Origin of the sequence: Rhodohalobacter sp. (assembly GCF_041686455.1) — a bacterium.
In the GTDB taxonomy this organism is placed as follows: domain Bacteria; phylum Bacteroidota; class Rhodothermia; order Balneolales; family Balneolaceae; genus Rhodohalobacter.
Genome location: NZ_JAWLDW010000058.1, coordinates 1 through 16,025 on the forward strand (window position 1 = coordinate 1; position 16,025 = coordinate 16,025).

16 protein-coding genes are annotated in these 16,025 nt (G+C 41.8%); 14 read left to right on the plus strand and 2 right to left on the minus strand.

Translation table 11 applies throughout. The features are described from left to right. The 10 genes from ACESM0_RS08135 to ACESM0_RS08180 all read left to right on the plus strand — a co-directional run. A partial coding sequence (locus ACESM0_RS08135; protein ID WP_372905407.1) for a hypothetical protein occupies window positions 1–1,269 on the plus strand: 1,269 nt, incomplete at its 5' end. Further along, window positions 1,266–2,129, plus strand: a complete 864-nt coding sequence (locus ACESM0_RS08140; protein WP_372905409.1) for an EamA family transporter — start codon at window positions 1,266–1,268, stop codon at window positions 2,127–2,129. The genes ACESM0_RS08135 and ACESM0_RS08140, both read left to right, overlap by 4 nt. Before the next feature lies 1 nt (window position 2,130). Next, on the plus strand, window positions 2,131–3,123 hold the full coding sequence (gene pta, locus ACESM0_RS08145; protein ID WP_372905411.1) for a phosphate acetyltransferase: 993 nt from the start codon (window positions 2,131–2,133) through the stop codon (window positions 3,121–3,123). 230 nt (window positions 3,124–3,353) lie between these two features. Beyond that, window positions 3,354–4,796, plus strand: coding sequence for a Fe-S cluster assembly protein SufB (gene sufB, locus ACESM0_RS08150; RefSeq protein ID WP_372905413.1), 1,443 nt, complete (start codon window positions 3,354–3,356; stop codon window positions 4,794–4,796). Window positions 4,797–4,990: 194 nt separating this feature from the next. After that, the gene (gene sufC / locus ACESM0_RS08155) at window positions 4,991–5,764 is read left to right on the plus strand and encodes a Fe-S cluster assembly ATPase SufC (protein ID WP_372905415.1); all 774 of its coding nucleotides are present in this window, start codon (window positions 4,991–4,993) and stop codon (window positions 5,762–5,764) included. Then, window positions 5,764–7,083: a Fe-S cluster assembly protein SufD gene (gene sufD / locus ACESM0_RS08160; protein WP_372905417.1), complete on the plus strand. Its 1,320-nt coding sequence runs from the start codon at window positions 5,764–5,766 to the stop codon at window positions 7,081–7,083. Before sufC ends, sufD begins: the two co-directional genes overlap by 1 nt. Before the next feature lie 110 nt (window positions 7,084–7,193). Beyond that, window positions 7,194–8,438 (plus strand): cysteine desulfurase, encoded by a 1,245-nt coding sequence (locus ACESM0_RS08165; protein ID WP_372905419.1) that lies wholly within the window; start codon window positions 7,194–7,196, stop codon window positions 8,436–8,438. A 75-nt stretch (window positions 8,439–8,513) separates the two neighbouring features. Beyond that, window positions 8,514–9,065 (plus strand): NifU family protein, encoded by a 552-nt coding sequence (locus ACESM0_RS08170; RefSeq protein ID WP_372905421.1) that lies wholly within the window; start codon window positions 8,514–8,516, stop codon window positions 9,063–9,065. Window positions 9,066–9,108: 43 nt separating this feature from the next. After that, a complete protein-coding gene (locus tag ACESM0_RS08175) occupies window positions 9,109–9,444 on the plus strand; it encodes a HesB/IscA family protein (RefSeq protein ID WP_372905423.1) in 336 nt (111 codons plus the stop codon). A 114-nt stretch (window positions 9,445–9,558) separates the two neighbouring features. Next, complete coding sequence (locus ACESM0_RS08180; RefSeq protein ID WP_372905424.1) at window positions 9,559–10,068, plus strand: DUF2480 family protein; 510 nt, start codon at window positions 9,559–9,561, stop codon at window positions 10,066–10,068. On the opposite strand, the gene ACESM0_RS08185 is transcribed toward ACESM0_RS08180, so the two are convergent. After that, a complete protein-coding gene (locus tag ACESM0_RS08185) occupies window positions 10,065–11,798 on the minus strand; it encodes an ABC transporter permease (protein ID WP_372905426.1) in 1,734 nt (577 codons plus the stop codon). The genes ACESM0_RS08180 and ACESM0_RS08185 overlap by 4 nt on opposite strands. Continuing rightward, on the minus strand, window positions 11,780–13,258 hold the full coding sequence (locus ACESM0_RS08190) for a phytoene desaturase family protein (RefSeq protein ID WP_372905428.1): 1,479 nt from the start codon (window positions 13,256–13,258) through the stop codon (window positions 11,780–11,782). The genes ACESM0_RS08185 and ACESM0_RS08190 overlap by 19 nt, the downstream gene beginning before the upstream one ends. A gap of 181 nt (window positions 13,259–13,439) precedes the next feature. Here ACESM0_RS08190 and ACESM0_RS08195 point away from each other — a divergent pair, with 181 nt between their 5' ends. The 4 genes from ACESM0_RS08195 to ACESM0_RS08210 are packed head-to-tail and all read left to right on the plus strand — an operon-like array spanning window position 13,440 to window position 15,629. After that, window positions 13,440–14,132, plus strand: a complete 693-nt coding sequence (locus ACESM0_RS08195; RefSeq protein ID WP_372905430.1) for a hypothetical protein — start codon at window positions 13,440–13,442, stop codon at window positions 14,130–14,132. Window positions 14,133–14,159: 27 nt separating this feature from the next. After that, window positions 14,160–14,678 (plus strand): RNA polymerase sigma factor, encoded by a 519-nt coding sequence (locus ACESM0_RS08200; protein ID WP_372905432.1) that lies wholly within the window; start codon window positions 14,160–14,162, stop codon window positions 14,676–14,678. Continuing rightward, window positions 14,675–15,151: a hypothetical protein gene (locus ACESM0_RS08205; RefSeq protein ID WP_372905434.1), complete on the plus strand. Its 477-nt coding sequence runs from the start codon at window positions 14,675–14,677 to the stop codon at window positions 15,149–15,151. Before ACESM0_RS08200 ends, ACESM0_RS08205 begins: the two co-directional genes overlap by 4 nt. Before the next feature lie 10 nt (window positions 15,152–15,161). Continuing rightward, on the plus strand, window positions 15,162–15,629 hold the full coding sequence (locus ACESM0_RS08210) for a hypothetical protein (protein WP_372905436.1): 468 nt from the start codon (window positions 15,162–15,164) through the stop codon (window positions 15,627–15,629). The last annotated feature ends 396 nt before the right edge of the window (window positions 15,630–16,025 follow it).

A 16,025-nucleotide genomic window follows, 5' to 3' on the forward strand; every position in this document is an offset into this window, starting at 1 on the left:
GAGGCAAGAAGAGATTCTGTAAAAATAGAGCCGGACGATTCGGTGTATGTCGATGTTAACATTTTTCTGCATGAAGAAGCGCTGTTTTCACAAGAAGAGGTGCCGGTAGAGAATGGTGAGCTGGAACTAAACCTTGGGTCATTTGCTGATGAGATGCGTGGGAAAATTGACAGAGATTCAGAAGTAAGGATTTTGTTGAGTCATGACGGTTTAGGTAATGAATTTACAGTACCAACGGCTCAGTTTTTGGCTCCCTATCTGAATATAAATTCATTGGTAGCCAATCTTCGAAGTACACCCGAGGGTGGGGATTTGAATATTGCAACCGAAATAGGACAGGGTAGTTTTCTGGAGCTGATGGATGAAGATACAGATGACTTTTACCGGGTTCAATATGAAGGTAGTGAGTACTTTGTCCGAAAAGAGAGTGGCAGCATTGAATGGCTCAGCACGGCAGATTCCGGATCAGCTTTAGTATTTGAATTTGCTGAACTTCCTTTTGGAGAAATCGACGTTGAACACTCAATGCCTGTACTTAAACCTAATAATTCATCAGACAGAGGCCTGATCATATCAAACGGTTTGAATAATAACTATGACCAAAGACAATATCTGAAGCGTGATCATCAGCTATTTGAAACTTACTTGAATTCATCATTTAGGTTACAAGATGATCAAATCGCTACAATTACAGAACAACAGATTTCATCTCAGTTAGAGGAAGTAGAAGGAATGGATGGAGAAGGGTCTCTTTATGTTTATCTGAGCGGTTTTGGGACCGTTCGGGAGCTTAATAATCAGCCCTCCATTCATCTTATTACAGATAATGATCAGGGTGAAAACTTAATACCGGTTACAGAGATCTTTTCCGAATTGAAAAGAATGAATCCGGGCTCTCTATTTCTGTTTATTGATCTGGACTACTCTGCTCGTGACCAGCAAACTTCAAATCAGTTAAACAGAAATGGTTCGTCAGGTTTACTGCAGCGCACAGCAAATAATATTATAAGGGACCTGCCAAATTCAGTAGTTGTGTTCAGCAATCGTCCCGGACAACAATCTTCTATTTATTCCGGTATCCTGGATGGTAATAAAAGGCACTCCATATTCAACTACTTTCTTGCTGAAGCGATACAGCAGCGGAAAACCAGAATGTCCGATTTAGTAAATCATCTTGATCGAAATGTCGATTACACATCCAGACGTCTCCAGGACCAGCCACAGGAAGTTCAGGCATTCGGAAATTTGAATCTGAATTTAGCCCAATGATTACAGGCTGGTTGTATATCATACTCTGTGCAGCCTCTTCAGTACTCATCGCCCATCTTCTAAAGGTTGCAGAAAACAATAAATTCAACACCCTTCGGGTGCTAACGGTGAACTACCTGACTGCAACCATTATTGCGGTATCAACCACCGGTTTTGATCAGATCAGCCGGCTGGATTTCTCAGAGGGAATGTATGCGATTGCCTTAGGTACTATTGTAGGGGTAATCTTTATCGCAAACTTTTTTATATACAGTAAATCTGTTCACTACAATGGAGTGGGAATCAGTGTGGCGGCTATGCGAATTTCCCTTATTGTTCCTGTGTTGTTAACTACAGCCTGGTACCTGGAGCTTCTAAGCTTTCGTCAATGGGTTGGAGTAGTGTTAGTGTTTGTAACGCTTTTTCTGCTTTTGCCCAATAAGCGTAAAATGTTAAGGGAACCGTTTAGTGTAGCATGGTTGCTGGTACTGCTTTTTATCGGTACCGGTTTGGGTGACTCTTCTCTGAAAATTTATGAGGTTGAATTCTCATCAATACTAGGTAAAGAGCACTTCATGGGTATTGTTTTTTTTACTGCATTTTTAATCGGATTGCTTGTAGTTTTAGTAAGAGGAAACTGGAAGCTGAAAAAGGTAGAAATTTTGTTGGGGATTGCAGTAGGGATACCCAATCTTTACACGGCTATATTTCTGATTGAAGCTCTGGAACTCATGAATGGAGCTGTTGTTTACAGCAGTGTAAATGTGCTTACAGTATTAGGTGGTACTTTGCTGGGAATTTTAAAATGGGGTGATAGATTAACGATCATTCAGTGGACAGGAATTGTACTAACAATAATTACAATATTACTATTGATTTAATATGAGTTTAAAAGAAGAGATCAGAGATAAAGCATCATCTATTAAAAAACGTGTTGTTTTTCCGGAAGCGGAGATTGATGTGCGCGTGCTCAAAGCTGCTGCCATAATGAGCGGCATGGGACTTGCGGAACCAATTCTTTTAGGGAATGAGGAAGTCATTTCAACTTTGGCAGATAAACATGAAGTGGATCTGCCGGATTCCGTAGTTATCAAACCATATAAAAATTCAGATTTTGATGATGAAAAGTTTGAATATTTCAAAAAGAAACTAGCTCACAAAAACCCAACGGATGAGCAGCTCCGCGATATAAGCCTGAATTCACTATTTACGGGAGGGTGGATGCTCGATACCGGAAAAGCCGATGCGGCCGTTGCCGGCTCAGTTGCGTCAACAGGTCAGGTGATCGTATCAGCTCTTAGGACAGTGGGGGTGGCTAAGGGGTCGCAACTGGTTTCAAGTACGTTCTTGATGGAAATGCCCGATGGCAACGTGTTCACCTATGCCGATTGTGCGGTGGTTCCCTATCCCGACTCAGATCAGCTCGCTTCAATAGCTCTTGATGCAGGTGATACACATCGTCTGTTAACCGGTGAGGAACCAAGGATCGCATTTCTATCTTTTTCTACAAAAGGAAGTGCCCAGCACGAAAAAGTAGAACTGGTGCAGAAAGCATATCAAAGAGCAAAGAGAAATAAACCTGACTGGAAAATGGACGGAGAACTTCAGTTTGATACAGCATTTGTTCCCTCGGTAGCCCAGCGGAAAGCACCCAACTCTGAGGTTGGAGGAGAAGCCAATGTCTATATTTTTCCAAATCTGGATGCAGGGAATATCGCTTATAAAATTACGGAGCGTTTGGCCGGGGCTACGGCAACCGGTCCGATTTTACAGGGACTTTCAAAACCATTTATGGATCTCTCAAGAGGCTGTTCAGTGGATGATATTGTAAACACGGCTTGTGTGGCTTCTTTAATTAGCCAAAAAGTCGGCTAATTTGTTTCCTCCTATTAGCATTATAGCTTCATTCGATTGGAGATTGTTGTGCCAAAATACGTTCTTTATTTCAGCTTGGGTTTTGCTTTAAGAACGCGCACATTTTTCTTATCTTTATTCATTCCAAATAAAGATAGTTAAGAAAATGCTCGATTTGAGAGAACTTCAGGCTTTCTTTGAGCGTTACAATACAAGAAATAGATAACAGTTAAGCTTCAAAACAGATAAACATGAGTGAAACTAAAGCTCTAGAAACAATGATCGGCGAAGAGTACAAGTATGGCTTTTCTACCGAAGTTGAATACGAGGATTTCCCTAAAGGTATTAATGAGGATGTAGTACGGCTGATCTCCGAGAAAAAGGATGAACCGGAGTGGATGACTGAATTCCGTCTGAAGGCGTATCGTGCCTGGACAGAAATGGAAGAGCCGGATTGGTTTAATGCTACATACGAAAAACCGAAATTTGATACGTTGCAGTATTACTCTGCACCAAAAAATAAGCCCAAACTGGATAGCCTGGATGAGGTTGATCCCAAAATTCGTGAAACGTACGAAAAACTTGGAATTCCTCTCGAAGAGCAAAAAGCTCTTTCCGGTGTTGCTGTTGACGCAGTTTTTGACAGTGTGTCGATCTTTACCACATTTAAGGAAAAACTGGCTGAAGCGGGTGTAATTTTCTGCTCGATATCTGAAGCAATTAAGAATCACCCTGAACTTGTGAAGAAGTACATGGGCTCTGTTGTCCCTGCACGCGATAACTTCTATGCAGCATTGAATTCCGCAGTATTTTCAGACGGGTCGTTCTGCTATGTACCTAAGGATACCATCTGTCCTATGGAGCTTTCTACTTATTTCCGGATCAACAATATGAATTCTGGACAGTTTGAACGTACACTCATCATCGCTGAAGATAATAGTCATGTGAGTTACCTCGAGGGTTGTACAGCACCAATGTATGATGAGCACCAGCTCCATGCCGCTGTAGTTGAACTCGTGGCACTTGAAAATGCAGAGATTAAATACTCTACCATTCAGAACTGGTATTCCGGTGATGAAGAGGGGAAAGGTGGTATCTATAACTTTGTTACAAAGCGAGGTGCGTGCCGCGGAGATAATTCTAAAATTTCCTGGACTCAGCTTGAGACCGGATCAGCTGTTACGCTGAAATATCCAAGTGTAATTCTTCAGGGCGACAATTCAGTCGGTGAGTTCTATTCTGTAGCTGTAACAAATAACAGACAGCAAGCAGATACCGGTACCAAGATGATTCACCTTGGAAAAAATACCAAGAGTACGATTATCTCTAAAGGTATCTCAGCCGGTAAATCTGATAATAGTTATCGTGGTCAGGTAAAATTTAGTAAGAAAGCTGATAACGCCCGGAATTATTCGCAATGCGATTCAATGCTGATTGGACAGACTTGTGGGGCGCATACGTTTCCTTATATAGAATCTGCCAATCCAACCGGTAAAGTTGAGCACGAAGCGACGACTTCTCGGGTAGGCGAAGATCAGATTTTCTACCTCCAGCAGAGAGGGCTCAGTGAAGACGACGCGATTTCATTGATCGTGAACGGTTTCGCAAAAGAAGTATTGAAAGAGCTCCCGATGGAGTTTGCCGTGGAAGCCAATAAACTTCTTGGCATTAAGCTGGAAGGTAGTGTAGGGTAAAATAAATCTCCCCTTGAGGGGAGTACTCCGACAGTTTTTTGTCGGGGGGGAGGGGTGTTTGACAGTTTTCAATTCAAGATATGGAAGCAGAAATGAACACACCTCTTGTCTGCCGCTAAACGCTTGCAGACCTGCCCCCTCTCAAGAGGGGACGCATAACATTTTAAAAACAAACAAAACTAAATCATACAACTGTGTTAGAACTTAAAGATTTACATGTAGAAGTTGAGGGTGAAGGGATTGAGATCCTGAAGGGGGTAAACCTCAAAGTGAATAAAGGAGAAATTCATGCCATAATGGGTCCAAACGGAAGCGGTAAAAGTACCCTTTCAAAAGTAGTGGCCGGTCATCCTGAGTATGAAGTTACGAAAGGTGATATCCTCTTTGACGGTGAAAGCATATTGGAGCTTGATCCGGATGAAAGAGCACACAAAGGAATGTTTCTTGCTTTTCAATACCCGGTAGAAGTACCCGGTGTAACAAATAATACACTGCTGCGCGAGTCTTACAACACGATTGCAGCATCCATGGGGCGCGAAGAGCTGGATCCCCTTGAGTTTGAAGACTATGTAAAGAATAAACTCGACCTGATTGAAATGAACCCTGAATTCCTGGAAAGAAGTGTAAATGCCGGATTCTCAGGCGGTGAGAAGAAGAAAAATGAAATCTTCCAGATGGCTGTACTTCAGCCTAAACTTTCTCTTCTCGATGAAACCGATTCAGGTTTAGATATTGATGCATTGCAAGTTGTATCAAACGGAATAAATCAGCTCCATGGAGAAGATAATGCTGTTGTACTCATTACGCATTACCAACGCTTACTTAACTACATCGAGCCCGATTTTGTTCACGTAATGCTTGGCGGCAGAATTGTGAAGAGTGGAAAGAAAGAACTGGCTCTCGAGTTGGAAGAGAAGGGTTACGACTGGTTAGTAGAACATGCAACCGTAAACGGAGAGGCGAAGTAATGGCACATCCTACCAGGGTTGAACCATCAATTTTGCACCGGCTTTCAAAGCATTCACCCGAAACTGAGAACTGGGCCGGGATACGTGAGAAAAGTTTTCAGGACCTGAATACGACGAATTTCCCTCATAAAAGAATTGAAGAGTGGAGATTCACAGATCTGAAACCGTTCACACGAACAGATTTTGTGCCCTTCAGCGAAGCTGGCACACTACCTGCCGCTGACATTGAGCAGTATTATATTCCTGAATCAGACAGAAGTCGATTGGTGTTCATCAATGGGACCTACCAGGAGAAATACTCTTCAATTGGAGGACTAGGCAATGGAGTTACTTTTGGAAATCTGGCTGATTATGCAGATCACAAAGCAACTGAAGAATATTTGAACAAACTGGTTAACTACGAAAATGATATTTTTGTACCGTTTAACGGGTTGATGTTCGAAGATGGAGCATTTATCCATCTTGAAAAAGGTGCAAAGGCTGAGGCTCCAATTCAGATTTTAAATCTCTACACAGACTCCAAGCAGGCTTACATAGCAACGCCGAGAATGTTGGTTGTGGCTGAGGAGGAATCGGATGTGACGATTATTGAAGAACATATCGGGTTGTCAGAAAACACATACATGACAATTCCTGTATGTGAGGTAAAGGCAAAGCAAAAAGCACATATTCACCATGTTCGAATTCAGCGAGATAATCGAAGTGCACTGCACGTATCTCGCCCGATCGCATATGTTGAAAAAAATGCAGAATACCACTCCTATACGATCACACTGGGTGCAAAGCTCTCCAGAAACGAGCCGCGTGTGGTTCAGGAAGATGAGGAAGTAGATTTTACTCTAGACGGCCTTGTTCTGATTGACGGAGATCAGATTGCGGATACACATTCTGTGATGGATCACCGATTTTCTCATGCAAATAGTCACCAGCTGCACAAAGTAGTTGTAAACGGCAAAGCGCACAGCATTTTTAACGGTAAGATTTTTGTACGCCGGGATGCTCAGAAAATCGATTCCTTTCAGGAGAATAGAAACCTTCTTCTCTCCGTTGATGGATTGGTTAACACCAAACCTCAGCTTGAAATTTTTGCTGATGATGTACTCTGTTCACACGGAGCAACCATTGGACAGCTGGATCCGGAAGAGGTTTTTTACCTCCAAAGCAGGGGAATGACTGAAGAGAAGGCGAAAGAGGTTCTGACGTACGCTTTTGCACTCGAAACGATTGAAAACATGAAAGTAGAATCTGTTCACAAACTATTGATTGATGAAGTGTACAGATATACCAAAGCAAACAATGTTACGAAAATAACAGCCTAAAACTTCCCTCCAGAGAGGGGATTGAGGGGTGTATTGAATTTAGATAAGAAAATTACAACGCACCCCAAATCTTCCCTATTTAAGGGAGTATCGATATTTTTTAATTCACTATGGCACAAGCAGTAAAAGACATACCGGCAGTTGATTTCTTAAAAATCAGGAAGGATTTTTCTGTTCTTGATCAGGAAATCAATGGAAAACCTTTGGTATATCTGGATAATGCGGCATCCAGTCAGATGCCTGTTCAGGTTGCAAAGCGAATAGATGACTATCATCGAAAGGAGCATGCAAACGTTCATCGCGGTATTCATACGCTTAGCCAGAAAGCGACAGATGCTTTCGAAGAGACCCGTAAAAAGGTGAGGGATTTCATCAATGCAGATTCTGAAAGTGAAATTGTCTACACAACCGGCACTACGGATTCCATCAATCTGGTAGCGAACAGTTACGGCGGATCTGTTTTAAAGAAGGGTGATGAGATTATCCTTACTGAAATGGAACATCACGCGAATATTGTGCCCTGGCAAATGGTCGCGGAAAGAACCGGCGCGAAGATCAAAGTGATTCCGGTGACTGATTCCGGTGATCTGGATATGGATGCTTACAAATCTCTTTTGAGTGATCGCACAAAGATTGTGGCAGTCGTTCATGTCTCAAATGCACTTGGAACCGTAAACCCGGTGAAAGAGATTACAGAACGTGCTCATGAACAAGGGGCAGCTGTGTTGATTGATGGCGCTCAATCCGTGCCACATCAAAAAGTTGATGTGCAGGAGATCGGGTGTGATTTCTTTGCTTTTTCAGCCCATAAGATGTGCGGCCCCACAGGGTTTGGAATTCTCTACGGAAAGAAAGAACTGCTGGAAGCAATGCCTCCATACAGAGGTGGCGGAGATATGATTGATAAGGTCTCATTTGAAGAGACAACTTATAATGTACCACCATTTCGATTTGAAGCCGGGACACCGCCGATAGCTGCTGGAATAGGTCTTGGAGCTGCAATCGACTATCTGAACCAGATAGGAATGGATAATATTGCAGCCCGCGAACAGGAGCTGGTAGAGCATGCTGTAAGTGAACTTAAAAAAATTAAAGGACTGAGATTTATTGGAAATTCCGATCAACGGGCTTCTGTCTGTTCTTTTGTAATTGATGGAATTCACGCAACAGATATTGGTACAATTATAGACAAAGAAGGAATAGCCGTACGAACGGGGCATCACTGTGCGCAACCTATTTTGAAGCGCTTTAATGTTCCCTCTACAGCAAGGGCTTCTTTCTCTTTTTACAACACAAAAGAGGAAGTAGATCGACTCATTAATGCTATCCGATATGCGAAGAGTTTTTTTGAGTAAAGAACCGTTTATATTTAAACCAATTTTAAATAATATCTCATTTAAATCGTTTTACTAATAAAAAGGTGATAAGCTATGCCCAAAATTAAAGAAATAGAACGTACACCAAATCCCGATGCGATGCGATTTGTATTGGGAGAACCCCTTACCAACGGTGTCACCAGATCATTTGAAAACAGCGGAGAGGCTGAGCATGATGAATTGGCCAAATCCCTTTTTGATATTGATCATGTGATTAATGTCTACTATGTAGACAAATATATTACTGTTACTCAGGATGGAAACGCTGTTTGGTCTGAACTGCTCCGAAAACTGGCGCCACCAATTCGGGAAGCAAAACCACAGCTGGATCTGACCGAAGACGAAGAAGTACACGCTACAAAAGAAGTTCAGGATACAGACGATCCACGGCTTCAGCAGATTAATCAAATGCTGGATGAGCAGGTTCGACCTTATCTTCTCGCAGATGGCGGCGGATTGAAAATCTTAGGGCTTGATGGGAACCGCCTTAAGGTTCACTACCAGGGAGCTTGTGGTACATGTCCAACAGCTACCTCAGGTACACTTTATGCCATTGAGAGTATGGTAAAACGGATCGACCCTGAAATTCAGGTTATTTCCGTTTAATTGAATCAGAGAAGTTTATATCGATTTAAAAAGCAGGAAAACCATGTCTATTTCAATTAGCGATCGTGCGGCAAAACGAATTCATCAGATCCGTAACGAACAGGATATTTCAGAAGATACTCCTCTGCGGGTATCTGTTGTGAGTGGTGGCTGTTCAGGTCTAACCTACGATCTTGATTTTGACAGCAAAAAAGAGATCACCAAGGAGGATAAGGAGTTTGAGGCGCATGGAATAAAAATTGTAGTGGATACAAGAAGCTTCCTTTATCTGGCCGGCACAAACCTTGACTATTCTGATGGCTTACAAGGGCAGGGCTTCCATTTTATTAATCCGAATGCCGTAAGAAGCTGTTCTTGCGGAGAGTCTTTTTCACTTTAATCTATTTGTAGCAAGTAGTGAGTATTGTGTACTAAGCATTTTATATATCCTGCCATTCAGTAAGATTTTCAAATACATACTACCCACTACTTTCTACTCAATACCCATTCAACTATGACGGAAATTGTAAATAAGGTGAAGCAATCAAAACTTGAAACCGTAGACCTGGAAAAGCTCGCGGCAGGGATTGATGTTCATGAACTTGATATCAAAGACTTTCTTTTTCAGGGATTGATTTTGAAAGAGAAGGAGTACAGAGAGAAATTGGAACAACACGATTGGTCTCATTATGAAGGTGAACATCTGGCGATTTTTTGTTCTACAGATGCAATTTTACCCAAGTGGGCATTCATGTTGATTGTGCAATACGCTTATCCACATGCAGAAGATGTACTCTTTGGAAACAGTGAAGATGTATTACATGAACTGCTCACCCGAAAATTATCTGACGTAGACTGGAAGCAGTATCAGGATAAGTTTGTACTGCTTAAAGGTTGCAGTAAAATGGACATCAGTTCTGATGTTTATATGGAGGCTACCAAAAAATTACTTCCGCATGTTAAAAAGTTGATGTACGGTGAGGCCTGCTCAAACGTTCCTATCTACCGCCAAAAGAGAAGTTAACTTTTCGGACTGTTCTTTTTTGATGTTTTCCTGGTTTTGGCGATAGAACGGCTCAAAATCATTACCGGAACTAATCCTACCAATATAATTGCTAACGCCGCTCCGGACGACTCAGCCAGTCTCTCGTCAGAAGCCAGCCGATAGACCTGCACTGCAAGCGTATCAAAGTTAAAGGGTCTTACGATAAGTGTAGCGGGCAGCTCTTTGATCACATCCACTACTACAAGCATGATGGCAGCAAAAAGACTGCCTGACATCATCGGTATGTGAATTTTGCGAAGAATTTTCCCAAAGCTATATCCCATCCCTTCAGCAGCTTCATCCATATTGTTTGTAATTTTGCCAAGACTGGCTTCTACCGTATTAAATGCTACGGCTAAAAAGCGAACAACATATGCAAAGATAAGAGCAAAAATGGTCCCGCTTAAAATGAGTCCGGATGAGATCCCCATATTTTCGCGTAGCCAGCTATCGATGGTGTTATCAACCCACCCAAATGGTATCAGGATACCGACTGCAATTACGGAACCCGGAATAGCATATCCCATGGAGCCGATTCTCGTTGAAAATTTAGTTAAATAATTTGGATTTAAACGTACGCCATAGGCCATTATCAGAGCCACTAAGAGAGCAAGAACCCCGGCTATGGAAGCTACTAAAATTGTGTTGATGCTAAATTGAATAAACCGAGTATCTACGGCTACATCAAAGTTTGCGATCATCATGTCTGTAAGAATAGAAACGGGAATTAAAAACCCGGCCAATACAGGAATGGAACAAAACAGGGTAGAAGCCCACGCTTTCCATCCCGTCAGATCATAAACAAAAAGTTGTTTAAACCGACCGGTACTGTTTTGCCGGACATTCATTTTATTCCTGCTCCATCGTTCTATCAGTATCAGGAAAAGAATGAATATGAGGAGAAATCCCGATAACTGAGCCGCAGCAGCCCGTTCTCCCAAACCAAACCAGGTTCGATAAATTCCTGTTGTAAAGGTCTGAACGCCGAAGTAATCCACCGTACCGAAATCGTTCAGGGTTTCCATCAAAGCAAGCGCCATTCCGGCGGCAATGGATGGTCTTGCCAGGGGGAGGGCAATTTTATAAAAACTTTCAAATGGTGATGCTCCAAGGCTTCTGCTTGCTTCAAGAAGAGAAGATGATTGTTCAAGGAAAGCCGCACGAGTTAAAAGATACACATAAGGGAAAAAGACAAACGACATCATTAAAATTGCACCGCCAATTGAACGGACATTGGGAAAGTAATAGTCGCCCAAACCCCAGCCGGTAAGATCGCGTAAGAGTATTTGAAACGGTCCCGTAAATGAGAGAAAATCAGTATAGGTGTAAGCCATTAAATATGCTGGAACGGCCATTGGCAGAATGAGCATCCAATTGAACCATTTACTGCCGGGAAAACGGCACATGGTTACAAGCCAGGCCGATCCTACACCCAAAATAAAGACGCCAAAACCTACTCCAAACATCAGTAAAATGGAGTTTTTAACATAATCGGGTAAAACCGTAGAGGCAAGATGTTGCCAGATATCGCCGCTTGGAATAAAGATGTTTGCAGCAACGGTTAGAACAGGAATGGAAACCAAAAGTGCAATTGCAATCGTTACGATATTCCACCAGCCGGAGCCCGAGCTATCAGACTCAGATCGATCGAAAAGCTTGCTTTTCTTTGTGAGCTCAATCAGATTTTGAATCATAGGTTGAAATTCCAATCTGACTTACTTCTTCCAAATTCATTTTTAAGAACAGAGTTTGCTGCGTGAAAACCACACATACCATGAACCCCTCCGCCGGGAGGAGTGGATGAAGAACAGAAGTAAAGTCCTTTTGCCGGAATATTGTAAGGATCAATAAAACTTACGGGCCTTGAAAATAACTGAGTGATATCCTGTCGTCCGCCGTTTATGTCTCCGCCAATATAGTTCTCGTTATAATTCTCGAAATCTGCTGTGTTCATTGCAAACCTCGATTCAATCACATCTTTGAAACCAGGTGCAAAGCGCTCAATCTGATTTTCAATGATTTCAGTCATATCCCGGGTTGAACCGTTTGGTACGTGGCAGTAGGCCCAGAGCGTATGTTTATCTTCAGGTGTTCGTGTTTTATCAAAAAGGCTCTGTTGGGCTACCAGTACGAAAGGGTTATCTGAATGAATACCCTCAGATATCATTTTTTCAGATTCTGCAATTTCCTCAAATTTTCCACCCAGATGAACAGTGCCCGCTTTCAAACAGTTTTCATCCCTCCAGGGAACAGGAGATTTTAAGATGTAGTCAACTTTAAAAACACCGGATCCGTATCTAAACGTAGAGAGTTTGTTCTTGTATGAAGGGGGTAAGACATCACCCGCAATTCTAATGACCTGTTTTGGTGTTAAATCGAAAAGTATCGTTTTGGTTTCGGGAATATCTTTCAGGGATGATACTCTGTGGCTCGTTTCAATTTCTCCGCCTAAAGATAGGAAGTAGCCGGCCATTGCATCGGCAATATTTTGAGATCCACCTTTCGGAAGTGGCCAACCGCCCGTGTGTGCAGCTCCATAGAAAACCAAGCCTATGGCGGATGTTGCAACTGAGTTAAGCGGTAAAATGCTGTGAGCAGCCATACCGGCAAAAAGTGCCTGTCCTTTCTCAGTCTTAAATTTTCGTTTGAGCAGTGACGCAGGCAACAATCCTTTCAACCCAAAAGATGCAAGAGAGAGGGGATGCTTTGGAATTGACAGGGGGCCGAGAAAATCCTCTGTTAGATTATCCCATTTATTTACGATTGGTGAAACAAGCTTTTTGTATGTCTCTTCATCTTCACCCAATAAAAAAGCAGTTTCAGAAAGATCATGGCTTAAAAAAGCGGCTTCACCGTCGTCGAGCGGATGAGCTGCGGCGTATTCGGGTTTGATCCATTCTAAACCATAGTTACTTAACGGTAACTTTTTTAAAAAGGGAGAAGAAACCGCCAATGGGTGAATGGCCGAACAGACATCATGTTTGTAGCCGGCAGATATTAGTTCTTTCGTGCGCATGCCTCCGCCAACCGTCTCAGAAGCCTCGACAACTTTCACTTTGAGTCCTTCCAGAGCCAAACGAATTGCGGCCGCCAACCCGTTGGGTCCGGAGCCAACAACTACTGCATCATATTTCGATAAATTGGAATTCACGTGATAAACTGTATTCAATCTAAATTAAGATAGTAAAGGTAAGCAAAGTCACATCAAACCTGAAGAGAAATGCGTGTGATTGAAAGAATCGGAAAGGAAAAATATTGAATAATCGGATTAAGACAATTTCAAACCATTATGAATTGTGTACGTCTAACCAACAGATTAACGATAACAACTAAAAATAGTGGTGAAGACAATGAAAAAGTTAGGAATTCTTCTGATTATCTTATGTTTTAGCACCGTTGGTATTCAGGCACAGAATATGCAAAATCGTGGAGTAATGACTCCCGGTATACAGCAAATTGTAACCATGTATGGCGATGAGATCGACATTACAGACGAACAGCTTGCCGGTATTACTGAGAAACAGCTGCAATTCCGCGAAACGATGCGGTCAGCTAGAATGCGGAACAACAGGGCTAACAGGAGTCAGCAACAACGCCAGGTTCGGCAGGGCGAAAATGTTCGCGGACAGCACACAAATACTATATTGAAAAGCGTACTTTCGGATAGCCAAATGAATCAACTTAAGGAGTTGATGAAAGAGAAGGCCGATTTTTCTCACAGATACACAACTGTTCGTCACCAGAAAATTGTGGAGCTTGCAGAACTTGAGGGTGAAAAAAGAGATGCTGTTCTTGAAGTTATGAATAGCCACGCCGATCAACGACATCAGTTACAGCTGAAAATGATTGAAAATCCAAATTCTGTGAATGCAGATGAAAGACAGCAGTTGATGGAAAAAATGCAGTCTGATCGAGATGAATTAAAATCCATTTTGACAGTAGAGGAATACGAAAATTTAATGCAGTTTATGAATAACCGGCAAACCCGACAAAACCGGGGAATGAATCAGGGACAGGGAAACCGCCGCCAGAACAGACAATAAGGTTGACTCAGACACGATGGAGTTTTGATGAGCAGCAGTAAAGATGAGTTTAAAAAACAGATTCCAGAGCTGTATCCAAGACTCCATCGTGCTATGACGGCATACCTGGCCGGAAGCAATGTTGAACCTGACGATATCTTGCAGGAAGCTTTCCTAAAGGCCTATCGAAGTGTAGAACAGTTTGAAGGGAAATCAGGGTTTTATACGTGGTTGTACTCTATTGCAAGAAATTTGAGTATCGATGAGTTTAGAAAAAGAAAGCATGAAAAAAAACGAAGCTCAGTACCTGTAGAGGATTTTGAAATTGAGTCGGATGATTTCGAATCAGATGATCAAAAAGAGAATGTATTAATTTTGAGAAAAGCTATTTCTGAGCTACCCGAGCTATTAAAAACGGTCGTAGTTATGAAGACAATAGATGGAATGAGTTACTCAGAAATATCAGACGTACTGGATGTGAATGAGCAAACCTTAAAAAACAGAATGTTCAGAGCCCGGAAAGAGCTGGCAGGAATATTAGATAAAATGGGAGTCAATGAATTATGAAAAATTCTGAGATGAAGAATCAAAACAGTCTGTCTCAACTTGAAATGGAGATCTTTCGGGCTTCCGAAAATGAACTGACTGCCGGTGAAAGGGAAGAGTTGGAAAAGAGTCTTACGCAACACCCTGAGCTGGAAAAAGTATATCATGACCTTACCCATCTGCCCGATATTTCAAAAGCTTATGATCGTAATATGCTTTCCGGTAATAGAATGGACAGGAGAGTAGATCAATTACTGGATACAATCCAGAAACTGGAACCACCTTCTAAATCATTCGAGAATCTCTCAATACATTATTTCAAACGATATGCCCTTGCTGCTTCCTTACTATTTCTGGCACTCACATCGGGTTTTTACTTCAGCCAAAATATATCGGCAGAAAGTGATATAACAGTAGAGGAGTTACTCTATCCAATGGAAGAAAGTGAATCGGAAACATATGTCTATTACCTGGAACAACTATTTGAACAGTAATTAAAAGAGCATGAAAACTAAAACAAAAGCACTCCTCGCATTCTTAACGGTTTTCCTTTTGGGAGGTCTTTCAGGATATCTTATAAATGATTCAATCAATTCAGTGAACCACGATTGGACTGAAAACAGATATGATAGTCAGCAGAGAATGCATGAGCGGTCTTTTAATACAGAAGATGAAAGAGCTGCATACAGACTACAAATGAGGCGCAGGGCAGAGACTCGTTTGTCTGAGAGATTGAATTTATCAGACAGTCAGCAAGCAGAATTCTTTAATAAACTTTACGATTACCACACAGAAATCCGGGACTCCGTGAGATCGATAAAATATGTTGAAAGACAGTTTGTGCGGGAGCAATACTCTCGATTCAGAGACGACGTATCGGGTGTATTGAATGCAGAACAGACAGAGCGTCTAGACCGCTATTTTCACCCAGACTCTATTCGTCAAAACCAATCCCAGCGAAATCGTCGATAAAGTTAGTGTAGACTACTACTTACCTTTAGCATCATGAAAATGCTTACCTAAAAAGAATTCTAAAATGAAACGATTCTTTTCCGTTTCATTTGATAAGAATTGACTTTTCAACTTCAATGTAAACGCTTACATTGTAGTAATAGTCAGCTTACAAATTCTGTCACTATCGTAAAAGTTATATCGGAATTGTTGTAAGAAATAGAAAAGAATCCGAAATATTATTCACGAATTGATCATGCAAAAACTTTTCAAGTATCCTCTCTGGGCCATTCTCTCAAGCTTGCTATTAGCTACACTTTTCATCGGATGCTCAACGGATGAATCAAATCAAACGGCAGAAGTTACTCCACCGGACTGGTCGGTAAATGCTACTATTTATGAAGTAAATATTCGTCA